Annotated in this window: 21 protein-coding genes and 1 pseudogene; all 22 read left to right on the top strand. The window is 37.4% G+C overall.

Translation table 11 applies throughout. The features are described from left to right. The first annotated feature begins 66 nt into the window (after window positions 1–66). The 22 genes and pseudogenes from B9Y89_RS05200 to B9Y89_RS05090 all read left to right on the top strand — a co-directional run bounded on the left by B9Y89_RS05200 (window position 67) and on the right by B9Y89_RS05090 (window position 24,442). The gene (locus tag B9Y89_RS05200) at window positions 67–1,965 is read left to right on the top strand and encodes an S-layer homology domain-containing protein (RefSeq protein WP_176222109.1); all 1,899 of its coding nucleotides are present in this window, start codon (window positions 67–69) and stop codon (window positions 1,963–1,965) included. A gap of 101 nt (window positions 1,966–2,066) precedes the next feature. After that, the gene (locus B9Y89_RS05195; protein ID WP_085522167.1) at window positions 2,067–2,804 is read left to right on the top strand and encodes a WecB/TagA/CpsF family glycosyltransferase; all 738 of its coding nucleotides are present in this window, start codon (window positions 2,067–2,069) and stop codon (window positions 2,802–2,804) included. A 25-nt stretch (window positions 2,805–2,829) separates the two neighbouring features. After that, window positions 2,830–3,939 (top strand): annotated as a pseudogene (locus tag B9Y89_RS05190) (polysaccharide biosynthesis protein); the annotation flags it as partial. A gap of 212 nt (window positions 3,940–4,151) precedes the next feature. Continuing rightward, complete coding sequence (locus tag B9Y89_RS05180) at window positions 4,152–4,346, top strand: hypothetical protein (protein ID WP_085522161.1); 195 nt, start codon at window positions 4,152–4,154, stop codon at window positions 4,344–4,346. A gap of 44 nt (window positions 4,347–4,390) precedes the next feature. Continuing rightward, on the top strand, window positions 4,391–5,470 hold the full coding sequence (gene csaB / locus B9Y89_RS05175) for a polysaccharide pyruvyl transferase CsaB (RefSeq protein ID WP_085522160.1): 1,080 nt from the start codon (window positions 4,391–4,393) through the stop codon (window positions 5,468–5,470). A 171-nt stretch (window positions 5,471–5,641) separates the two neighbouring features. After that, window positions 5,642–6,658 (top strand): Gfo/Idh/MocA family protein, encoded by a 1,017-nt coding sequence (locus B9Y89_RS05170; RefSeq protein ID WP_085522158.1) that lies wholly within the window; start codon window positions 5,642–5,644, stop codon window positions 6,656–6,658. A gap of 32 nt (window positions 6,659–6,690) precedes the next feature. Continuing rightward, entirely contained in the window at window positions 6,691–7,338 is a 648-nt protein-coding gene (locus B9Y89_RS05165) for an acyltransferase (protein WP_085522156.1), read from the top strand. Next, window positions 7,259–8,158, top strand: coding sequence for a sulfotransferase (locus B9Y89_RS05160; protein ID WP_176222108.1), 900 nt, complete (start codon window positions 7,259–7,261; stop codon window positions 8,156–8,158). The genes B9Y89_RS05165 and B9Y89_RS05160 overlap by 80 nt, the downstream gene beginning before the upstream one ends. Window positions 8,159–8,223: 65 nt before the next feature. Then, entirely contained in the window at window positions 8,224–9,540 is a 1,317-nt protein-coding gene (locus B9Y89_RS05155; protein WP_085522153.1) for a nucleotide sugar dehydrogenase, read from the top strand. Between the two features lie 29 nt (window positions 9,541–9,569). Next, on the top strand, window positions 9,570–10,814 hold the full coding sequence (locus B9Y89_RS05150) for a lipopolysaccharide biosynthesis protein (RefSeq protein WP_085522151.1): 1,245 nt from the start codon (window positions 9,570–9,572) through the stop codon (window positions 10,812–10,814). Window positions 10,815–10,835: 21 nt separating this feature from the next. Next, the gene (locus B9Y89_RS05145) at window positions 10,836–12,188 is read left to right on the top strand and encodes a polysaccharide deacetylase family protein (protein ID WP_085522149.1); all 1,353 of its coding nucleotides are present in this window, start codon (window positions 10,836–10,838) and stop codon (window positions 12,186–12,188) included. Between the two features lie 23 nt (window positions 12,189–12,211). Further along, window positions 12,212–13,531, top strand: a complete 1,320-nt coding sequence (locus B9Y89_RS05140) for a glycosyltransferase (protein WP_085522148.1) — start codon at window positions 12,212–12,214, stop codon at window positions 13,529–13,531. Beyond that, entirely contained in the window at window positions 13,521–14,963 is a 1,443-nt protein-coding gene (locus tag B9Y89_RS05135) for an O-antigen ligase family protein (RefSeq protein ID WP_085522146.1), read from the top strand. Before B9Y89_RS05140 ends, B9Y89_RS05135 begins: the two co-directional genes overlap by 11 nt. Before the next feature lie 26 nt (window positions 14,964–14,989). Next, a complete protein-coding gene (locus tag B9Y89_RS05130) occupies window positions 14,990–15,715 on the top strand; it encodes a GumC domain-containing protein (protein WP_085522144.1) in 726 nt (241 codons plus the stop codon). Next, window positions 15,712–16,824: a DegT/DnrJ/EryC1/StrS family aminotransferase gene (locus tag B9Y89_RS05125; RefSeq protein WP_085522142.1), complete on the top strand. Its 1,113-nt coding sequence runs from the start codon at window positions 15,712–15,714 to the stop codon at window positions 16,822–16,824. The genes B9Y89_RS05130 and B9Y89_RS05125 overlap by 4 nt, the downstream gene beginning before the upstream one ends. Window positions 16,825–16,934: 110 nt before the next feature. Then, window positions 16,935–17,825 (top strand): UTP--glucose-1-phosphate uridylyltransferase GalU, encoded by an 891-nt coding sequence (gene galU / locus B9Y89_RS05120; protein WP_085522140.1) that lies wholly within the window; start codon window positions 16,935–16,937, stop codon window positions 17,823–17,825. After that, window positions 17,822–19,141, top strand: a complete 1,320-nt coding sequence (locus B9Y89_RS05115) for a UDP-glucose dehydrogenase family protein (protein ID WP_085522138.1) — start codon at window positions 17,822–17,824, stop codon at window positions 19,139–19,141. Before galU ends, B9Y89_RS05115 begins: the two co-directional genes overlap by 4 nt. A gap of 21 nt (window positions 19,142–19,162) precedes the next feature. Further along, window positions 19,163–20,362, top strand: coding sequence for a glycosyltransferase family 4 protein (locus B9Y89_RS05110; protein ID WP_085522136.1), 1,200 nt, complete (start codon window positions 19,163–19,165; stop codon window positions 20,360–20,362). A gap of 60 nt (window positions 20,363–20,422) precedes the next feature. Then, complete coding sequence (locus B9Y89_RS05105; RefSeq protein WP_085522135.1) at window positions 20,423–21,541, top strand: glycosyltransferase family 4 protein; 1,119 nt, start codon at window positions 20,423–20,425, stop codon at window positions 21,539–21,541. A gap of 48 nt (window positions 21,542–21,589) precedes the next feature. Beyond that, window positions 21,590–22,300, top strand: a complete 711-nt coding sequence (locus B9Y89_RS05100; protein ID WP_085522134.1) for an acyltransferase — start codon at window positions 21,590–21,592, stop codon at window positions 22,298–22,300. A 76-nt stretch (window positions 22,301–22,376) separates the two neighbouring features. After that, window positions 22,377–23,156: a glycosyltransferase family 2 protein gene (locus tag B9Y89_RS05095; protein WP_139822725.1), complete on the top strand. Its 780-nt coding sequence runs from the start codon at window positions 22,377–22,379 to the stop codon at window positions 23,154–23,156. A gap of 239 nt (window positions 23,157–23,395) precedes the next feature. Continuing rightward, window positions 23,396–24,442 carry an LCP family protein gene (locus tag B9Y89_RS05090; protein WP_085522132.1) on the top strand — a complete coding sequence of 349 codons (1,047 nt, stop codon included), beginning with the start codon at window positions 23,396–23,398 and terminating at the stop codon, window positions 24,440–24,442. The last annotated feature ends 63 nt before the right edge of the window (window positions 24,443–24,505 follow it).

Raw genomic sequence — 24,505 nt, 5'->3', positions numbered from 1 at the left:
TCATCTAGTAAAATAGCAAAATGTTTGCTAATTTTATTATGAGGATTATATATGAGGGGGAAGAACATGAAGAAATTTCTATCAGGTATTTTAGGCTTATTACTAGTCTTTTCGTTTATTACAGTTGGTCACGCTCAAGCAAACTTTCCGGACCAGTATGATTATGCTGAAGAGGCCATGAATGCATTAATCGACCAAGGAGTTCTCAAAGGAGATGGTAAGGGAAACTATTTTCCTGGAGATCAGATTACTAGAGCAGAATTTGCCGCCTTTGTTGTGAGATCATTAGACATAAAGGGAGGAGACTTTGACCCTTTCCCAGATGTGTCTTCTGATAGAGCGCTATATGATGAGATTCATCAAGCGGCAGCAGCAGGTATTGTTAATGGGTATCCCGATGGCACATTTCATCCTGATTTGAAGATTAGTAGGGAGCAAATGGCAGTGATGATTAATCGGGTTCTATCAATTAATGGAGTTGTTGCTGAAACAAAACCGTTAACCTTCACTGATAAGAATAAGATCTTACAAAAAGAAGAGTATTTAAACGCAGTTAAGACTAATGTTGCTCTAGGAATTATTAAAGGCTATTTGAATAATACTTTTCGACCGAAAAATAATACTATTAGAGCTAATGCAGCAGTTGTGATTTATCGTGTTCAGAACGTCTTGGAAAAGTCACAAGGTGAATATAGTGTTGCGTCAATTTCAAGTGACGGTGACATCAATAAGCAAAGTGAAATGTATCAAACATTTGATGGAGCTAAGCGTCAGGCTGATCACTCAAATGAAGTTGTTTTTCATGGTAATAAAATTGTTTGGATGAAAGATGGTCTTGTTCACGCAGGTGGATTTACGGTTTTTTATGAAACCTCAAGACTATCATCTGACCTAACTTATGTTTCAACTGGAACTGAACTAAAATATTTAGAATCTGGGGAGTCTTGGGTTAAGGTTCAATTAGGGAGATTAACAGGCTACATTAAGCAGGATGTAGCCGGCTTAAAACCGTCTGAACTTGCTGAGAAACGATCATATTATACTGTGGACAATGATGTCCTCTATCATCACATTGTCAGTGGTATGAGTGGAACTTATTCATATGGACCGGCCCCTGATTTCCTTCAAGAAGGTAAAAAGTATTATAGTTGGGACGGTCATACGTTCAAAACGATATCTGGACAGAAGGTCGGAACGGCATATCAATATTTTAATCTTTTACCTTTGAATACAAAGACCTCTTATACAGCTGAAGATCTTAATCGCTATGTCAAGAATAATATCCCGGATAGGATTAAGCAAAAGATGGGTGGCACTGGGCCTCTTGCAAGTTTAGGCGATGAATTTATCAAAGCCCAAGGAAAGTATGGTGTCAATGCCTTATACTTACTTGCCCATGCGATTCATGAGAGTGCGTGGGGGAGCAGTTGTATAGCTCAGGAAAGAAATAATATATATGGGTATCAAGCAAATGATGGCAGGGAATGTAGCGAAGTCTACAAATTTGACTCTTATCAAGATAGCGTCAACCAAGTTGCTCAATATGTTATCAATAATTACCAGGATCCTGATGGTCAATATTACTACGGAGCCATGCTTGGAAACAAAGCAGCTGGTATGAATGTGAAGTATGCGTCCGATGCGTATTGGGGTCAAAAAATTGCGGGCTATATGTATCGGATTGACAAATCGCTTGGGGGGGATGACTTCGGAAAATATAACCTAGGTATCGCTACGGCAGATTCCCTGAATGTCAGACCGAAGCCAAGCACCTCTACTACCGAACCATATCAGTATCCGCGTGCTGGCGCAGGTCTTATTATTAAGGATAAGGTAGAAAATAGCGAAGGTAAGTGGTTCAAAATCACTTCCGAAAATTCGGACTTTCGAAGTTTTGATTATCTATATACCTACAATAATGGTCAATACGGCCAGCTTGCAAAAGACGTTTCCATCGCCAAATAAAATACGACAAAATTAAAGAGGGTGCGACATGTTTCTGTCGCATCCTCTTTGTGTTATGATTAGGTTTGAAAAGTGACATTCATTTAAGTTGGTGGGTCAAAATGTCTTCATCAAAAGTCGATATCCTAGGAATTCAATTTATCAATTCGTCTTTAGTAGATATTATGAAACTATTAAATAATCATATACAAAAAAAAGAGAAAGCATTTGTTGTCACGGCAAATCCGGAAATTGTTGTTCATTCCCATCGTGATCAAAATTATAGAAAATTGATAAATACAGCAACATACATTACCCCTGATGGCACAGGGATTGTCAAAGCCTCACGCTTTCTTAACCAACCAATTTGTGAAAGGGTCACAGGCTTTGATATTTTTATGAATGCTTTGCAAGTAGCTGATGAAAAGCAGTGGTGCGTCTACTTTTTAGGCGCAAAAGATGCCGTTCTTAATAGAACTTTAGAAACGGTCAAACAATTATACCCATCTTTGAAAACTGTGGGTGCCCATCACGGTTATTTCGGTTTGGACGACGAACATATTATAGAGGATATAAGGCAGGCCCAACCCGATTTTATATTTGTTGCCATGGGATTCCCTCGCCAGGAGCAGTGGATTGCCCGTCATATTTCTAAATTTGAAAAAGGGGTATTTATTGGTGTAGGGGGATGTTTTGATGTCCTTTCTGGAACAACCAAGCGTGCGCCGCAAATCTGGCAGAAGTTAAATATTGAATGGCTTTATCGGTTGTTACAGCAACCCCAGCGTGGAAGACGAATGATGGCCCTTCCACTGTTCGCTTTGAAAATCTTAAAGCAGAAAGCTAAGATGTTAAAATGAAGCAAAGCATAGTAAAGGAACAACGGTTATCGCGATCGCAACCTTATTATCAAAAGTGTTAGGAAGCCTCTTTCGCATTCCGCTTCAAAATATAGCTGGTGACGAAGTTTTGGGTATTTTCACGTTGATCTACCCTTTATATATGGTTGCGTTAATAATATCAGTTGCTGGTATTCCGCTTGCAATTTCTAAACTCATTTCTGAAGCCTATTCCCATGGTAATGAAAGAGATATTCAATCCATTTATCAGACGGCTTGTATCATGGCTATTGGTTTTGGTGTTACAGGATTCTTAGTATTGACCTTATTTTCAGAACCCATAGCGATTCTGCTAGGTAATTCCGAGATGCAGTCAGCTATTATCGTTGTAGCAATCACACTTGTTATTGCCCCTTACATGGCATTACATCGCGGCTATTTTCAAAGTTATGGCGATATGCGACCGACCGCAATTTCACAAACGATTGAACAATTTGTTCGTGTCGGTATCATTTTAATAGCTGCCATATATTTTACCCGAATTGGTGCTTCAAGTATAAAAATATCGACATGGGTCATGACTGGCTCATCAATCGGGGCGTTTACTTCGCTCGTTTATCTGCGGCAAGTGTTCACACGTACTGATCTTAAAAATAAAGCAAAACAACCGTTTCGTATGGAGGTCTTTAAATATTGGTCAAAACGAATTACCAAGGTTTCAATACCTCTAGCTATCGGAACTTTGACGATGGCACTTTTAAATTTAGTCGGTTCGTTGACGATTCCGAGCTCATTACATTGGTATAAGAGTCATCAAACTAATGTCAGTGAGTTATATGGGATTTACGGTCGAGGACTCTTGATCATTCAAATTGGGACGGTGTTCTCAACTTCGATCCTTTTACCACTTGTTCCTGCCGTGTCTTTTTGGATTGTGAAGAATAATCATAAACAAGCCGCTAAGGTTATCAAGCAATCGGAAGCATTGAATCAATTGATATCCTGGCCAACAGCTATAGGATTTTCTAGTCTGGCGGTCCCGCTTAACCTTGCATTATTTGGTGATTTGCAGGGTAGTTTTGTATTTGCTTTACTTGGGTTCAGCTTCTTAGTGATTTCCTTACTACATTGTTTTTCAGAGCATCAATTATTATAAAGCGGCATCCTACGTCATTATATTGGGTGTTGTTGTTAAAGCGGTCCTTAATATTTTATTGGTGACAAACCTAGGTCTCATTGGTGCAGGTATTTCCACATTGCTTGTCTACACATTGATGTATGCAATTAGTATATTTTTGATTAAAAAAAAGGTTCCTTGCTCGTCTGTTCACAAAAGATGTAGGTGTTTTTATATTCGCTAGTTTTTGTATGGGAGCTGCTGTCGGTGTACCGTTGTTCATTTTTGATGTTGGATTGTGGTCAAGGTTAGAGGCATTCGTATATATTACCGTTTCCATTATTGCAGGAGCGGTTATTTATTTTACTTTAACGGTCTTAATTATGGGTCTTGAAAAATTGAAAAACTATCCTGTGGTTGGGAAAGTCATCACTAGAATCAAGTGATTTTATGCTTGAATAGAATTATGTGAAAGGGGGCTCGGATTAAAATGAATATTGTAATTTCTGGATATTATGGGTTTGACAATACTGGGGATGAAGCCATCCTTTTTGCCATCATTTCAAATTTGATACAATTGGATACAAACATTGAAGTTACTGTTCTCTCGAATAATCCAAAGGAAACTTCCAAAACATATGGGGTAACCGCTGTCAATCGTTGGCGTATTAATGATGTCGTTAAAGCCTTGAAGAAATCAGATGGTCTCATTAGTGGAGGCGGGAGTTTATTACAGGATGCAACGAGTTGGAAGAGTGTCCCCTATTACATAGCTGTGATGTTCATCGCTGTTATTTTAAGAACGCCTTTTGTTTTTTATGCCCAAGGTGTTGGTCCGTTAAAAACAAAATGGAGTCAATGGCTATCGAAACTAGTGATCTCAAAGGCGTCTTTAGTTACTGTTCGTGATAAACAGTCAAAGCGATTGCTACAGAAGATCGGAATAAAAAAAGATATTCATGTAGTTCCAGACCCCGTTATTGGACTCGATTTTCCGAAAAACAAATATATGCTTCAAAAGCGTGATAAATACTCGGAATCCGTTATAGCGGTTTCAGTCCGCGATTGGAAAAAAGGGAATGGCTACCAAAAAAAAATGGCCACTGCGTTAGATGGTGTTATTGATAAAGGATTTAAAGTGGTGTTCATCCCATTTCATGGCGGTGAAGATACTCGTGCTTCGCGTGATATCGCTTCTATGATGAAGGGAACGCCGGTGATTGCCTGCGATGATCTTAAATTAGAAGAGAAAATGGCGATCATTGACAATGCAGACTTGCTGTTTGGTATGAGGCTGCATTCACTTATTTTTGCAGCCGTTATGCAAACTCCTTTTATTGCCTTATCTTATGATCCGAAGATCGATGCGGTTGCAGAACAGTTTGATCAGCCTATTATAGGAAAGGTCGATGGGCATTGGTCGGCGGATGATTTAGAGCGATTATTACTTAATCAATACGATCATCTAAACATTGTAAGACAAAAGTTAAAACTGATGATTGAAAATGAACAAGAAAAGATTCGATTAACAGCAAAAAATACTTTGCAAGCCTTCTATAGTAAGTTTTAGACTCCTTTATTAATAACATATCTATGTCAAATCATTGACAATTTTCGAGGTTAGAAACAAAATTAACGGTTCAAACGTTAGATCAGTGGCAGATAAAGGTGCGAAAGTCATCGAAATAAGGTAAAATAAGTAGTGGATTTTTTAGATGCTAGACAAAAGGAGTAAATGTATATGGTAAATTTCGCTATTGTTGGTTGTGGTCATATTGCCAACAAACATGTCGAACAAATTGATAAAATAGAAGACGCTCATTTAGTAGCTGTTTGCGATAAGATTCCTGAAAATATGGAGAGGTTTGTAGAGAAGTATCATGTGCAAGCCCATGAAGATCTAACTGAAATGCTAAAAAACGACGATATTGATGTTGTTAACATCTGTACCCCAAGCGGATTGCATGCGCCGCTAACCACCCAAGTGGCTAACGCGAAAAAACACATCATTGTTGAAAAACCCATTGCTCTTACAATCGAAGATGCCGACACTATGATTGCTGCATGTAAGGAGAATGGTGTCAAACTTTCTGTCGTCCATCCAAATCGATTTCGTCCAGCGGTTATGGAACTTCGTAAGGTTATGGATGAAGGTAAGGTGGGCAAACTTAGTCACGCGAATGCCACCGTTCGTTGGAACCGGAATCAGGCTTATTATAATCAAGCGGATTGGAGAGGGACCAAAGCTTTCGACGGCGGGGTTCTCATGAATCAAGCCATTCACAATCTTGATTTGTTAGTTTGGTTAATGGGTGATGTTGAAGAAGTCTTTAGTATGGATGCGACCCGGCTACGTGACATTGAAGCGGAAGATGTATCCACAGGAATTGTTCGATTTAAGAATGGAGCCCTAGGCGTTATCGAAGCGGCAACAACCATTTATCCGACAAATCTTGAGGAGACATTAAGTGTCTTTGGCGAGAATGGAACGGTTAAAATAGGTGGTAGAACTGCGAATTATATAGAGCACTGGGACATCGAAGGTATGGAAGAAAAAGAAGTTAAAGGGATGATTGATCGGATTGAAAGTGACCCATTTGGAAAACCTGGTCATCAGTGGATTATCGAGGATATGATTTCGGCTATTGATGAAAATCGTCAGCCTATTGTAACTGGTGACGATGGTAAAAAAGCGCTAGAATTAGTATTGGGTCTTTATCGTTCGGCAGAAAGTCATCAACCAGTGAAACTAGATTAAAGTTCCATTGTTTTGTCTTAAAAAGGGGGGACATGGCATTGCGAAAATTCCATCGACTGAGGTTAATGATTGGCAAAATACTCTTCTTTATAGATAATAATTATAAAGCTTTTTTAAGTTACTTCTTAAGTCATTACTATAAAGAGAAGGTAAACAAAGTAGGTCAAGGTGTTAGATTTAATGGGAAGTCGAAACTCACTGGAATGAATCATATTGAAATAGAGGATAATGTTCATATAGGTGATAATGCCTTTATTCGTGGTGAAGGTGGATTGTTTATAGGAGAAAATACACATATTGCCAGAAACCTTGTGTTGTATACACATAGCCATAACTATGAAGGCGAAGCTTTACCATATGACAATTCATTTAGATTTCGTGATGTTATAATTGAAAAAAATGTATGGATAGGTATAAATGTCACAATAGCACCGGGAACGCATATTAAGGAAGGGGCTATTATTGGAGCTGGTTCAGTTGTGCATGGTGTCATTGAAAAAATGGGGATCTATGGTGCAAGTGGCCCTAACCTTTTACGTCAAAGAGATCAGGAACACTATGAAAAACTTGATAGAGAAAGACGATATGGAGGTATGAATGGTGTCCCGTTACCTGCAAAAGGCATTGGTGAGGTTCAACGAGTATCTAATGTTTCAAAGTCCTCGAAAGAAGAAGGCTGATTTTAGGGACTTCAAAACAAATGAGATAAAATCATCGGATTATCAACCCGTATTCTTTCTGTCTACAGGGAGAACAGGGACGAAATTTTTCACGGAGTTACTGAGTCATTCAAAGAATGTTTGTGTTTTCCATTCGCCTCAACCTGAATTTATTGAACAAGGAAAAATAGCCTATGAAGCTTATCAGTTATTAGGTCAATCTGATAGAGATAAGACATTAAATGAATTAATTTCACAAATATTTGTGGTGGGTAGAGAGGAATTGTTGTTTAAAACATATCTGAGGAATCAAAGATATATGGAAACCAACAATCGAATCACCTTCCTAGCACCTGCCATTAAATATTATATTCCTAATGCTAAATTTGTCCATTTGCATCGACACCCAGGTGAATTTATTCGTTCAGGTTTGCGGCGAGGATGGTATTCTGGGGACCTTTCACATGACAAAGGCAGGGTAGAACCAACTTCTAATTCTTCTAACTTCAATGAATGGAATAACTTTGATTCTGTAGAGAAGATTGCCTGGTTATGGAATGAAACAAATCAATTCATAAATGACTTTTTGGCTCAGTTAAACCAGGATGATTATTTTGTTTTTAATTTTAATGAATTGAATAGAGAGCATGTTTCACAACTGTTACAGTTTCTCGATATTGACGAAATTGAAGACGAAACGATAGGCAGACTTTTACCTCAGAAAGTAAACGAACAAAAAACCGGTTCAATTGATGAGTATCTAAATTGGGAAGAAGCTGAAAAAGAAAAGGTGAGGCGGATATGTCAAAAGTTAGCGGATGAGTATAACTACCTATTGTAAAACTAGCCCCTATCAGAGTTTATTAAGATGGTCTGTTAATTTTTATTTATGTGGAGGTAGCAATGATGAATTTATTTGAGTCTTTATCTCAAAAAATTGAATCGAAGCAAGCAACAATCGGTGTTGTTGGGTTAGGATATGTTGGCCTACCGTTGGCAGTGGAGAAAGCAAAGGCTGGTTATCATGTGATTGGCTTTGATGTTCAACAAACAAGGACGAATATGGTCAATCAAGGGATTAATTATATCGGTGATGTTGTGAATGAAGAGCTAGCGGATATTGTCAATAGTGGAAAGCTTAAGGCAACGACGGACTACTCTTTGATTGAAAGCGTTGATGCTGTTGCCATTTGTGTTCCTACACCATTAGATATCTACCAGCAACCGGACACTTCTTATGCTGAAAGTTCTGCAGAAGAAATTGCAAAATATCTACAACGTGGAACGTTAGTTGTCTTAGAAAGCACGACATACCCTGGAACCACACAGGAGATTATTAAGCCCATTTTAGAGAATCATAACCTTAAATGTGGCGAGGACTTTTTCTTGGCTTACTCCCCAGAGAGAGTTGATCCAGGTAACAAACAATTTAAAACAAAAAATACTCCTAAAGTTGTTGGTGGTGTTACTGAAAGTTGTACAGCCATTGCCGCAACCTTATATTCTAATGTACTTGAGGGGAAAGTTCATAAAGTGTCAAGTCCGGCTGTTGCTGAAATGGAAAAGATTCACGAAAATACATTTCGGCATATTAATATTGCCTTAGCTAATGAAATGGCTCTTTTGTGTGATAGAATGGGCATTGACGTTTGGGAAGTGATTGATGCAGCGGCAACGAAGCCCTATGGATTTATGCCATTCTATCCTGGTCCTGGATTAGGTGGCCATTGTATTCCAATCGACCCATTTTATTTAACATGGAAAGCCAGAGAATATAACTATCATACACGATTGATCGAACTTTCAGGAGAAATTAATAACGGCATGCCTGAGTTCGTCGTTAATCGTTGCATGCAGATCTTAAATGAATATAAAAAGTCAGTTAATGGAGCCAAAATTTTGGTTCTGGGTGTAGCATATAAAAATGATATAGATGATGTCCGTGAATCCCCAATACTGGATATTTTAGATCAAATTGATCAAGCGGGTGCTGATTGGACTGTAGTGGATCCGTTTGTAAATGAATTTGTTCTTGGTGATAAGAGAGTACAAACAATGGAGCTAAATGAAGAGCGAGTTAAAGATGCCGACTTGGTGCTCATTGGAACCAATCATTCAACTTTCGATTATAATTTAATTATGAATGAAGCCAAAGTAATCTTTGATACAAGAAACGCATTTAAAAACACAGAAGATATTCAGGGGAACTATTACAAGTTGTAGTTTTTAACACCCGAACTGGTGGTAAATTTATGAGAAAAAACAAATTCGTGTTAGATATTAGCAAAGTTATGAGCGGGATATTTTTAATAAATATCCTCTCAGTTATTACCCTGCCTATTATCACAAGAATTTATGGTACGACCGTATACGGAGCCTATTCATCAGTGTTAGCGCTCTTAAATATATTAGTGTCAGTTTCGACCTTAAAATATGAACTTGCCATTGTTATTCCTAAAAGTAAGTATGCTGGGAAGATGTTATTAAGACTCGCTGTTGTTATTATGATGGTGTTTTCAGGTCTTGTCTTGTTAAGTCTACTATTCTTTAATGGGCCCATAGCGAAAAATCTTCAAGTCTCTCGTTCAGTTGCTTTCTTATTGCCAATTCTGATTGCTTTAACGGCTATTAAGCCCGTTTACCAGGCATGGTTTTCTAGAAACCAAGAATATGGGTTGATTTCAAAAAACCATATTACGGATCAACTGATTACCAAATTAGGAACGATCGTAGCAGGACTTATTTCACCAACAGTTTGGTCGTTGGTGATTATGTACAGTGCAGGGAAGCTATTTACGACATTCAATCTCATTCGTCTGTCTAAAGTGAATTTTAGAAAAGTAAAAACAAAATTTTTGTTGGGATATATGCGTAAGTATAAAAAATTCGCTATATTTTCCACGCCAGCCACATTGGCCAACGTGACTTCAACACAAGCGCCAATCTTATTATTAAGTCATTTTTTTGGTGTTGAAATTGTGGCCTTTTACGCAGTTATTCAACGTTTAATAAGTATGCCGATTGGACTTGTTCAACAATCGTTGGGACAAGTTTATTATGAACGTGCTGCCAAAGAAATTAATAAAAAAGGGCATGCGACAAGTATTACAATTAAATTAATGTTGGTGTTGTCATCAATTGGAATTGTAGCAGGAGTGTTTTTATACTTTCTAGGACCGCCGATATTTTCTTTTTTCATAGGCAATCGATGGGCGGATGCATCACCTTACCTTATCCTATTATTACCATTTTTTTTGTTCCGTTTTATTAAATCACCAATCAATTATTGGACATTGATTAATCGGCAAGAATTGACCCTGATTTTCAATGTATTACAGTTTTTATTAACTGTTATCTCATTTTGGTTATTTCACGAAACTCCAAAACAGGCGATTTTCTCCTTTTCTTTATTTATGGCAGCTTTCTATATCTCAAATATTTTATTTATAATTATTCACAGTGTTCAGATTAAAAGGAGATCTCAAGTTGGTAGATGAACATTCTAAAGAGGAGATAATATGGTAACGATTGATATACCTAACCGTTTTACACAAGAATTAAATTATATTATTAAAACCATTTTTGGTGATTTTTTAGGTATTGATTACGAAATTATAAATTCAGATAGACAAAATTATAGAGTTGTTCTCGATAATGGGAAACAGTTATTTATTGACGACGCCTTTTTTTCAGAGCATCATCATCTTGATTACCTGAGTCAGAATCATATTCCCTCTAAGATTATATTTACAAAAAATCGGTTCACCCCTGAAAGTGATCTGCCAATCCTTTATGGAAATGAACGGTTGGATGTTGATGATAAGATAATTACCTGTGGTATCGATATATTTGCATCTGCTTTTTTTATGCTGACTCGTTGGGAAGAATATGTGAAACCTGAACGCGACCATTTTGACCGATTCCCTGCAAGTGCAAGCACCGCGTATAAATATGATTTTTTGCATCGCCCCATTGTGAATGAGTATGTTGAATTTTTGTGGTCTATGCTACAATACTTAGGTATTGAACAGGAACGGAGGAAACGTGAATATCGATTAATCCCGACTCACGATGTTGATCAAATTAACTACTGGAAAAACGCTAAGACGATGGTGAAATCATCTGCCAAAGCCTTAATAAGAAAAAAAGATGTCGTCGGTTCGATTCGTCCTTTTATGGACTATTCCAAAATAAAACTGCGCTTAAAAGAGGATCCTTATCATACATTTGATTGGCTCATGGATTTGTCTGAGGCGGCCGGCCTAACATCACGTTTTTATTTCATGAGTGGGGGTGTGACGAACTACGATAATTTTTACCAAGTTCAGTCTTCGCAGGTAAAGCGTCTAACAAATCACATGCTTGATCGTGGACATGAGATTGGCTTTCATCCAAGTTTTCAGACGTATAAGCATCCTGAGCAGCTAGAATGGGAAAAGCAAGCGCTTGAATCTGTCGTTGGTTTTAAAGTGACAGAAGGAAGACACCATTATTTAAGGTTTTCTGTACCCCATACGTGGCAACTTTGGGAAGATCATGGTTTATTGTCTGATAGTACAATGAGTTACGCCGATCATGAGGGTTTTCGGTGTGGTACATGTTATGAATTTCATCCTTTTAACATATTGACTCGGCAAACGTTGCAATTAATGGAATACCCGTTAATTGCCATGGAAGTAAGTCTCGGCGTTTACCAGTCAATTACGTGGAATGATATGTTTGAAAAGATGAAAAAGCTTGCAAATACAGTGCAAAAGTATAATGGGAATTTTGTGTTTCTATGGCATAACTCCAATTTTAATACCGGGATTTGGAGTCAACTTGGACATGCTTATAAACCGATTATTCAGCAATTGTCCAAAAATGATTAGGCTTACTAGAGGAAGTGACGTTAGTGAAAAGAGTTTTGATTTTTGCCAACCCTTACCCTCCGATGCAAAGTATTGGTACAAAACGCATTACTAAATTTATTAAGTATATGAAGGAAAATGGATGGGAACCAGTCGTTATTGCACCGAAAGTGGCAGGCTCCGATGACTTTGATAGACAATCGGATATAGAGGTCATCAGAGTTCCTATTGTTGGCCCAACTCAGTTATACAATGTTGCACGAAGTCTATTTCCACGGAAAAACAAACAACGTCGGTCCCATGACAGTGCTACCGAGCGTAACAGTTCAGTTAAAAAAAGCAGGAGTTCGGTTTTTAATCAATGGTTATTCATACCTGATGAATATATCTTTTGGAGTGTTAGTGCCGTATCAAAAGCTTTAAAGTACATAAAAAGGCATCCCGTCGATTTGTGTTTCGTATCTGGGCCCGCCTATAGTTCCTTTGTGTCTGGTGTTCTTTTTTCGAAACTAGCAAAGATCAAACTCATTACCGATTTTCGTGATCCTTGGATTGATAGTGAGTTTCTGGAATATAAAACAAATGCTCACTTTGCCCTAAATCGGTGGTTGGAGAAGCAAGTGGTTAAACAATCGGAAAAGGTTACAACGGTTTCTCCAGCCATTAAAGATATGTTTTCAAACCGATACCTTGAACAAAACAAGTTCTCAGTCCTATTTAATGGATTCGATCAGGATGATCTACCTGAAAGGCCGCTTGAAATTCCAGGTGGTGGAGTCATCAAACCGATCACCATTACACATACAGGAACTTTCTATGGGCAGAAAAATCCTTCGACGTTTTTGGAGGGATTGTCATTATTTAAACAGAGACATCCTAAAAGTGATTTTGTTGTGAATTTTGTGGGTGGAATTCATCAAGAATATCTGCAATATGCCCGTGACCATGAGCTTGAAGTCATTGATACGGGTAGGGTCACTTATAGTGAAAGCTTGATTCATCAGCAGCAGGGGGATGCTCTATTATTGATTCCCGGGCCCGGAAAGGGGACTATTACTGGGAAGTTCTTCGAATACTTAAATGCTAAAAAACCAATCTTTTGTGTGGGAATCCCAGGATCTGACTTAGATTATTTAATCAATCGAACGCATTCGGGCTTACTTGCCGATGTTTCATCACCTGAAGATATTGCCGATAAATTATCTGTCTTGTTAGAGGCATGGCAACGGGACACAGACTTATTTACATTTGAAGATATCGAGTCTTTCGAATTTCGTCATTTGACGGGTCAATTAACTGCCATTTTTGATCAAGAAACCAATTCAAGCTCAAGTGAAAGGGGGCAGAGGACATTTGATTCATAAGCTCCAGGATCTTAAGGTTCAAGTGATCATAGGTGTAATCCTGTCCGTTTTATTTGGATACTTATCTATTCATACTTCAATTACGTCCATATTTGCGATTATTGTTGCCGCCGCTTGTGTGTTATTTATGTATCAAAAATTTCTTAAGCGTTTCGGTACTATAACTGTATTGACGATAAAAGCTTGGCTAATTTCATCTTTTTTGGGTGCTGCCTTTTTTTCGATTGGTGTTGGTCCATTTAGCTTGTTTGCTTATCGTCTTCTGGCTATCGTTGTTTTTTTGTTTTTTTTCATCCAACTTTTTAAACGGAACACAGATATATTAAAGTGGGGGCAAATTCGGGTCAAACCGTTTATAGGTTATTTAATGGGATGGCTTTGTTATGCTTTTTTATCACTGGTATGGGTGAATTCGTTTTCATTAGGCGTGAAAGGTTTCATATTTCTTTTTTTAGGTATATTACCGATATTCGTGGTCGTTTTTTATTTCAAAACGTTAGCAGACTATATTGACTTTTTCTATATATGGCTAGGTATGACAGCATTTTTGGTTGCTATTGGTGTATGGGAGCATATCACTGGAAATCATTTGAGTACATCACGAATTGTGAATTCTCCGGTATGGGATCAGGATATCCCGACTGCTGTTTTTTTTAACCAGAACGATTATGCGACCTTTTTAACACTAAGTCTGTTTTTTATAATTGCTTTTATTAAGCATATAAGAAATGTTCACTTTAAAATTTATGGGACATTGCTGTTGGTGGTTTCCCTTTATCTAATTTATGTCACGGACTCACGTGCTAATTTCTTAGCTATTGCCTTTGGGGTAGTTTGTTGGTTTTTCTTTTTAACCAATTATAAAGAAAGACGGTGGATCTTAACCGGGGGTGGTTTGTTAGCACTCCTTGGAGTCGTTGTTTACCATAGTAAAGTTCTATCTCTAATAGATAAACTCACTAATATGTTTTCCTTTTTTGGTGGTGAAGTCGCGACCGGTAAGTCCATTGATATTAGAATTAACTTAATTAAGAATTCACTTTTGTTTCTGGTAGACACATTCGGCTTGGGTGTGGGTTCTAACAACGCTAAATATTATATAGATCACTATAGTATTTTTCCGACGTATACAGTTCTAGATATTCACAATTGGTGGGTAGAAATTGCTGTGAACTATGGTATATTTGTTTTTATAGGCTATTTAGTATTGTACTTATCATTACTCATTTCTTTGTATAGAATCTATAAGAGTACTGATAATGGTAAGGAGAAAATGATATGTGAGGCTCTCTTAGGCGGTATGTTTGTGTTTATCTTTGCTAGTATCAGTCCGAGTTCGATTTTAACATTACATTATCAATGGATATTTTTTGCATTTACAATCGGCTTTTTAAATTATTTTAGAATGAATGGTTACGGTCGAATACGATAGCAAGCTTTATTTAGAAGGGAGCGGTTGTGACAGCCATGAATAGTGTCAATAGAATATGGAGTCGTCTAAAAAAATACTTTTGGTTTTTACTATTACTTCCTTTATTGACCGGTGCAGTTAGTTATCTGTTAGAATCACAACAAAATCCAGTATACACTGCATCAATAAGCATTGGATTAGGGGATTTTGAAAACGATAGGAATTATACTAAACAGGGAAGTGCAAAAGAAATTATTCTGAGCACACAGTTTTTAAAACAGTTACAAGGTAATGATAAGACAATTATGCCTGTAAGTGACATTCAGAGTTCACTGTCTGTTAATGGGAAACCTAGAAATGTCATTAAATTAAGTTTGAGTAGTGGGAATTCCCAGAAAGTAAGGCGGACTCTAAAAGCTGTAACAAGTAGGTTCGTGAAGGAAAGTGAGGAAGTCTATAATAGAAGAATATCCTTTCTAAATGATACAATAAGTGAGCTGAAACAGAGCACTGCTGGACCTGAGGATAGCTTTGATAAACAAAAATTCTTATATGAGTTAAAGTCAAAGTTATTGGATACGAAAAAGACAAAAATTGTTGAAGATTTAACTTTATCAAAGCAAACAGGTCAACCTAAACGTCAAGCAACTGTTGGATTTTTGATTGGCATTGTGTTAAGTCTCTTAATTTTGTTTGTTCCAGAAATACTACGTCCGGAAAAAGATAAATATAAGAACAACAATGGTATAAAAGATAAGGAGGATGAGCAATGAACATTCCTATGCTTGATTTAAAAGAGCAATATCAAACATTAAAATATGATATCAATGCCGCCCTTGAAGAGGTGATGGCATCGTCACAATTTATTCTTGGCCAAAACGTAAAAAAACTTGAAAAAGATGTTGCTAACCTAAGTAACGTATCACACGGTGTTGGTGTGGCTAATGGTAGTGATGCGTTACATTTATCACTACTAGCCTGTGGTGTTGAACCAGGGGATGAAGTGATCGTACCCACGTTTACTTTCTTTGCGACGGCAGGGGCTGTGTCGCGAATCGGTGCAACCCCTGTATTTGCAGACATAGATCCGAAAACCTTTAACATAGATCCACAATCGATTAAGGCAAGAGTTACCGAACGAACAAAAGCAATTATACCGGTTCATTTGTATGGACAGGCCGCAGATATGGACTCAATTAATGAGATCGCCCAAAAAAATGGCCTTTCAGTTGTTGAAGATGCTGCACAAGCCATTGGATCAGAATATAGAGGTCGTCATGTTGGTGAGTTAGGAGACATGGCGTGTTATAGTTTTTTCCCAACTAAAAATTTGGGTGCTTACGGTGATGCGGGCATGATTGTAAGTGATCAAGAGTCATTAGCCGAGAAATCTCGTGTATTAAGAGTTCATGGCAGTAAACCAAAATATCACCATCATGTATTAGGATATAATAGTCGGCTTGATGAAATGCAGGCAGCCATCTTAAACGTGAAATTTGAGTATTTGAATCAATGGAATGAACTAAGGCGGCAAAAAGCAGAACAATATAACTCATTAATCAATGAAAAGTTGGCTGATGTGATTCAAACTCCTTATGAAGATGACAATAACTATCATATTTATCATCAATATACGATTCGTGTTCCAAGAAGAGATGAACTTCAGGCTTTTTTAAAGGAAAAGGGAGTCGCATCTATGATTTATTATCCTATTCCTTTGCATCTCCAACCTGTGTTTAAGGATCTTGGTTATAAAAAGGGAGATTTTCCAAAGGCTGAAGAGGCTTGTGATGAGGTCATCTCACTACCAATGTTCCCAGAGTTACAGCAAGACCAGCAGGAATATGTTGTTAAGCAACTTGAGGCCTTTTTCCTACGGTAAATTAAAAGAACCCGTGATATTATTATCATTCACGGGCTTCTTTTTATAGTTGTTAAGATAGATAGGGTTTTTATAAACCTATTCATAAACATTTAAAGGGGGCATCGTCAATGAGTGTAAAAAAAGCCATTATTCCCGCTGCGGGATTGGGAACGAGATTTTTGCCTGCAACAAAAGCTCAACCTAAAGAAATGCTACCCATTGTTGATAAACCGACGATTCAATATATTGTTGAGGAAGCGGCAGCTTCAGGTATAGAGGATATCATTATCATTAGTGGTCGTGGGAAAAGAGCGATTGAAGATCACTTTGATAAATCATATGAGCTTGAGTCGACCCTCAGGACTAAAAACAAGACAGAAATGCTTGAAACCATTAATCACATTTCTAGCCTTGCTAATGTCTATTACATCCGTCAGAAGGAGCCCTTAGGCTTAGGACATGCTGTATATTGTGCCAGCCGATTTATCGGAAATGAACCGTTTGCTGTCATGTTAGGTGATGATATTGTTAAGTCAAATAAGCCATGCCTAAAGCAATTAATTGATGTCTATGACCAACATCATTCTTCTGTTGTTGGTATACAAAAAGTTCCTGATGAAGACGTAAGCAAATATGGCATTATTGCTCCAAAACATGATCAAGAATCAAGCTTGATTGAGTTAGAGTCTTTAGAAGAAAAGCCAAGCATTGAAGAAGCTCCTTCGAATCTTGCGGTTATGGGCAGGTATATTCTGACACCAGAAATATTTAATATTTTATCAGACCTCCCTCCAGGGTCGGGGGGTGAAATCCAACTTACTGATGCGATCAAGGTTCTCGCAAGCTCGGAAAAAGTGATTGGTTATCCATTTGATGGTGACCGTTATGATGTTGGTGATAAGTTTGGTTTCATTAAGGCAACAATTGATTTCGCTATTGAACGAGACGATTTGAAGGACGGAACCATTAACTATTTACAGCAAGTATTAGAAGAACTTAAAAGTGGAGGAAAAGTATGAAAATATCTGTGGTCGGAACAGGGTATGTAGGTTTAGTCACAGGCGTTTGCCTGGCAGATATCGGTCATCAAGTCACTTGTATTGATATTGATAAAGAAAAAGTTAAGCAGCTAAAGGAAGGTATTCCACCAATATATGAACAAGGCTTAGAAGAATTAATGGCAAAAAATATTGAGTCAGGTCGTTTGTCCTTTACTAGTGAATTAGATGAAGGTTATAAAGATGTCCAAGTCATCTATATCGCTGTTGGAACCCCTCAAAATGAAAATGGTTCTGCGGATCTTTCTTATGTAAGCCTCGCAGCGAAAGGCATTGCTGAAAATATTAATCATAATGTCGTTATTGTGACAAAGAGCACGGTTCCAGTAGGAACAAATGATCATATCAAATCAATCGTACTTAAATACTTAAAAGCACCCGTTTCGGTTGATATGGTGTCAAATCCTGAATTTTTACGGGAAGGATCAGCGATTAAAGATACTTTTGAAAGTGATCGAATTGTTATTGGTTCTGACAACAAAGCAGCAGGAGATATGATTGAAAAGGTTAATGAGCCATTCGGTCTGCCTGTTTTTAGAACGGATGTTAAAAGTGCTGAAATGATAAAGTATGCATCCAATGCCTTCCTCGCGACAAAAATTAGCTTTATCAATGAAATAGCCAATATTTGCGGCAAAATTGGTGCCAATATTGAGGATGTCTCAAAGGGGATGGGCATAGACCGTCGGATTGGACCTCAATTCCTCAATGCAGGAATCGGTTATGGCGGATCATGTTTCCCGAAAGATACAAATGCTCTTGTTCAAATTGCTGGTAATGTCGAACATGAATTTGAATTGCTTAAATCAGTAATAAAGGTTAATAATCATCAGCAGTTATTATTGGTTAACAAAGCCAACCAAAGGCTTGGTGATTTAAAAGGATTAAATATTGCCTTGTTAGGTCTTGCTTTTAAGCCTAAGACAGATGATATGAGAGAGGCTCCGTCCATTGTCATTTCAGAGGAACTCGTTAAGCAAGGGGCTAATGTTACAGCTTATGACCCTCTAGCAATTGAAAATGCCCAAAGTATCTTTCCAAATGAGGTACAATTTACAGATTCTATTGAGGATGCAATTGGCCAAGCTGATGTAGCGTTTATTTTAACTGAGTGGGATGATATTAAAGATTTAAATTTGGAGCGGGCTTATCAGTTAATGCGTCAACCTATTATCTTTGACGGTAGAAATACTTTTCCGCTAGACGCAATTAAAGGGACAGGATTTGAATATCATTCAATTGGAAGACCAACGATCGATGAATTAAATGAAACATGATAAAAGGAGTGCTTACGGGCTTTGAAAGTTTTAGTGATTTCTCATCTCTATCCAACACATTTTAATCCTTATGCAGGGGCATTTGTTCATGAACAGGTAAAAGAGCTTATGTATCAAGGTTGTGAAGTCGTTGTCATTTCACCCGTAAGGTATGCTCCTTTCCCATTAAATCAATTATCTAGGAAATGGTCTGCCTATGCTCAAACACCTTATTATTTAGAAAATGAGGGTGTCCCGATATACCATCCTAGATATATATCGTTTCCAAAAAATATTTTATTTCATCAGACCGGTCGTTTTATGTATAAGGGAATTTATGATACGGCAAAAAAATTACATAAACAATATCAATTTGATCTCATTCATGCTCATGTTGCTTTACCTGATGGGGTGGCAACAATGAAATTGGCTCATCAATTGGGCCTTCCATTTGTTTTAACGATACATGGGAAAGACCTTCTTGGGACCATTCATACTAATCGTTCGTCTAAATTGCAGGTGAAAAAAGCGATACAAAGCGCCAAACAAGTTGTCCTAGTTAGTGACCGCTTGGACACCATAAGAAAACAGGCGTTTGAGGATGTTATAGATGAGAAATGTCATGTGGTTCCAAATGGCGTCAGTCCAATCTTTCTGAAAGAGCCTATGGATCAAGAAAAACAAAAGCCTTCATTTTCTCCTATATTATTAAGTGTATCTAATTTAAATCCACTTAAAGGCATCCAATATAACATTGTTGCTGTTTCAAAGTTAATTAAGAAATATAATAATTTACACTATTATATTGTTGGCAAAGGAGAAAGTGAACAATATTTACGGGACCTCGTCACTGAACATCAATTGCAAGATCATGTTACGTTTTTAGGTGCAAAAAGTAAGGAAGAGGTTAAGCAATTGATGGAACAATGCGATGTTTTTTCGATGCCAAGTTGGAATGAAGCATTCGGAATTGTCTATATTGAAGCAATGGCCTGCGGAAAACCTATTATAGGTACACGTGGGGAAGGTGTGGAAGAAGTTGTGTCAAATGAAAGCAATGGATTCTTGGTACCACCTCAGGATGAAGATGCGCTTGCTACGGTCATAGACAAACTTTTTGAAAATGAACAGTTACGGCGAAAAGTAGGTGGGAATGCCAAGGAACTCATTGAGGAAAAGTTCACGTGGAAACGTAACGGTGAGCATATGTTAAAAATTTATCAACGTGCTTTAGAATCATAATTCGTTGACCCGCGATTGGAATTATGGGCTATTTTATTAAAGCTTTATTGGAGGATCTTTATGAAAGTGTGTCATATAACTTCTGTGCATATATATAACGACACTAGGATCTTTGTAAAAGAGTGTCAGTCACTGGCCCAACATTATGAAACTCATCTCGTTGCCCCTGATGCTCCAGATAAGACCATTGAGGGTATTCACTGTCATGGTGTACTGAAGTCTGGAAGTAACCGATTGTCACGAATGACATCAACGGTTCGAAGCGTCTTTAAAAAAGCGTTGGAAGTCGATGCTGATGTATATCATTTTCATGATCCTGAACTTATTTTTTCTGGTATGATGTTGAAAAAAAGGGGCAAAAAAGTATTTTATGATGTCCATGAAGATGTTCCGAAGCAAATTCTTTCTAAAGACTGGCTTCCAAATGTTCTTAAAAAGCCGTTAGGCCTAATGACAAGGAATTTAGAGGCGTTTGCTTCAAAGAAATTTGATGGTATTGTGACCGCAACTCCGGAAATAACAGAGCGATTTGAAGCTTATAATGATCAAACGATTACTGTTCAAAACTTTCCGCTTTTAGACGAATGGGAGCAAGAAGATAATAACAATGCACAAACCTTTGACAATAAGGCAGCTTACATTGGTTCTATTACAAAACCAAGAGGGATCTTGGAGATTATTCAGGCTTTTGGAAAGATCAATGGAGGTACAAATGAAAATGTCAGGTTGCTCCTTGGCGGAAAATTTGGCACCCCCGAGTTAGAAAATAAAGCTCAGCAACTTAATGGTTGGCAATATGTCGATTTTCTAGGATGGCTAGGTCGAAATGAAGTCCGAGAGGTTCTAAACCAAGCAAAGGTTGGGCTGGTACTGATTCATCCTGAGCCAAGATATAAAGTATCTTATCCTGTTAAAATGTTCGAATACATGTCTGCAGGTATTCCGGTTGTTGCGTCTGACTTTCCTTTGTGGAAAGGAATTGTTGAACATAATGAGTGTGGGATATGCGTTGATCCTCTTGATCCCTCTGCGATCGCCGATGCCATCCAATTTATTTTGGATCATCCTGAACAAGCTAAGAAAATGGGCCAAAATGGGAGGCATGCAGTCACTGAAAAGTATAGTTGGGAACCGGAATTTAAAAAATTGCTGGAATCATATCAAAAAATCAGTCGTTAGTATGATAAAATAGTTTATGTTATTTTTAGTAGGAAATGAGGTTTTTTAATGGAACCGGCATCAATTGGACAAAATGTTATTATTGGGGAAGATGTTTCCTTTGGTAATAACGTAACTATAGGAAATAATGTTATCATATATGAAAAAACAAAAATTGGTGACGATGTTGTCATTCAGGATAACGTTGTTGTTGGCAAGCAGCCGTCTAGAGCTAAAAATTCAATCCTATCAGAGTCCCAGAAACTCCCCGGTGCTGTGATTGGCTCAGGGTGTACAATAGGTACATCGTCTATCATTTATGCGAATGCTTCGTTGGCGGATGATGTGTTTGTTGCAGACCTTGCGACAATTAGAGAACGGGTTACGATTGGAGAAAAAACAATTGTTGGACGGGGAGTATCAGTTGAAAACGACTGTGATGTTGGTCAGAAATGTAAGTTAGAAACGAATTGCTATGTCACTGCCTATTCAGAACTTGGTAATTACGTCTTTATGGCTCCTTATGTTGTGACGACAAACGATAATTATATGGCTCGTTCAAAAGAGCGTTATAATCATTTTAAAGGTGTCACAATTCGGGATGGTGGGAGAGTTGGGGCGAATTCAACCATTTTGCCGGGTAAGGTTATTCAAGAAGATGGAGCGGTTGGTGCAGGTAGTCTTGTTACCAAAGATGTGAATACAGGAGAAATGGTAATTGGTTCACCTGCAAAATTTTATCAAAAAGTACCTGAAGATCAACTGTTGAAAAACCAGTAAGTATTTTTAATATAGAAAGTTAATGTCTAATTGGCACTTTTCTTATAAGTGATTTTCAATACATGAGGTGAATATTTTGAGTACCTCCAGTGGCTATAACGATTCATCACAACCTTTAGTATCAATTATTACACCTTCATATAATTCATCGGATTATATAGAAGAAGCAATAAGTTGTGTCAAGAATCAAACTTACGAAAACTGGGAAATGATTATTGTTGATGATTGTTCCACTGATAATTCAAGGGAAATCATTCAAAAACAAGTGTCTTATGATCAGCGCATTCGCTTCATCCCTTTAAAGGAAAACAGTGGTGCGGCAGTTGCTCGGAACAATGCTATTTCCGCTGCAAACGGAAGATACATTGCTTTTCTGGATAGTGATGATTTGTGGATGCCACAAAAGCTTGTTGAACAAGTTGATTTTATGGAAAGGAATGACCTTGCCTTCACATTTACACAATACAGTGTCATTGATCAAAATGGAGAAGAGGTTAATGAAGTTATAAATATTCCAAGGGTTATTGACTATAAGGGCCTTTTAAAAAATACGATTATTGGTTGTTTAACGGTCATGATTAATATAGAAAAAACCGGGTTAGTTGAAATGCCCAATATAAGAACGAGACAAGACTTCGCCCTATGGCTATCTATTTTAAAGAGAGGTTTCAAAGCATACGGCATTCAGAAAAAATTGGCGCAATACCGTGTTGTTAAAGGTTCGATTTCTAGTAATAAATTTAAAGCAGCAAAAAGAAATTGGGAAATATACAGGGAAATTGAAAATCATGGATTGATGTATTCTAGCTGGTGTTTCATTAATTATATCTTTCACGCCATAAAAAAAAGAATATAGTGATAGTGAAAGGAACTGGGTGATTTCTCTTAAAATGAATGTAAAGAGTAAGTCACCATTTTTTTATTACTATATTAACTGCAGATAAGAAAATTTTGTTGAATATCAATCGTCAAACCTGCAAAAATTATGTCGAATGTTATAGTGAGACAGCCACACTTATGGTATATTTAAAGATGTGGAAGTGTATTTTAAGTCGAAAAAAGTAAGATGATATTTCCCTAATCAGGAGTTTTACCATGGTTTCTAGACAAGAATTTAATAGGAGAAATAAAGTGAAACGGGTTATCAAATCAACTGTTTTAACTGTACTCATTTTGATTTTGGCCGGCGTTTCTTTTGCAGGTTATTTAATTAATAACACGTTAAACGCGGCAAGTGATTCTTACAATCCGATTGATCGTGGTGGAAAATCAAAATATCGTGAAGAAAAGGTTTCGATAGCTGATGAGCCGTTTTCAATACTATTAATGGGTGTTGAAAATTATTCCTCGGGTGGTAAAAATGGTAGAACGGATACTTTAATTGCCTTGACTATTAATCCGAAGAAGAAAAAGGCTTATATGGTAAGTATACCTAGAGATACAAGGGTCGATATTGCGGGTGCTGACCGAAAGGCTAAAATCAATTCTGCCCATGTTTTTGGCTCTTTAAATGGCTACGGTGGTAATAAAGCCGCTGTTGAGACGGTTGAGAATTATCTTGATATCCCAATTGATTATTATGCCCAGGTTGATTTTCAAGGCTTTATTGATATCATAAAGGAAATTAACGGGGTAACGGTGGATGTTCCTTTTAAATTCTGGGAAAAGGATATTCTCCATGGGAATAAGAAAATTAATTTTGAGAAAGGCAAACAGCATTTAAATGCTGCAGAAGCCTTAGCATACGTTCGTATGCGTAAACGTGATCCATCAGGTGATTTTGGTCGTACTGAACGACAAAGACAGGTCATAACGGCTGCAGTGAATAAGGTTAAAACCTCTCACATGATATTTAAAATTGATGATATCGGTGAGATCATTGGTGACAATATTGAAACTAACTTAAGTGTCAAGGAGATTTATTCTTTGCAGAAACAATTCGCTGATATGAGCAATTTTGATATTCAATCATTGGCTTTTAAAATGAACGAAGGTATTCGTATCGATTCCAAATGGTACTATAGGCCAAATGAAGATAACCTTGAGAAGATTAAGCGAACACTTAGAAACAGTCTCGAAATTGGTGATGCAACCAGCGAAGAGGAAATGGATTCGCCTAATCCATCATACAATGAGAAATAAACAATTAATATAAATCCCTTATAATCGAGAGCTTAGGTTTTAGATTATAAGGGATTTTTAATA

Source organism: Tuberibacillus sp. Marseille-P3662 (assembly GCF_900178005.1).
GTDB lineage: Bacteria > Bacillota > Bacilli > Bacillales > Sporolactobacillaceae > Marseille-P3662.
Note: the sequence above shows the minus strand (reverse complement) of the source record. Positions and strands in the feature narration are given on the sequence as shown.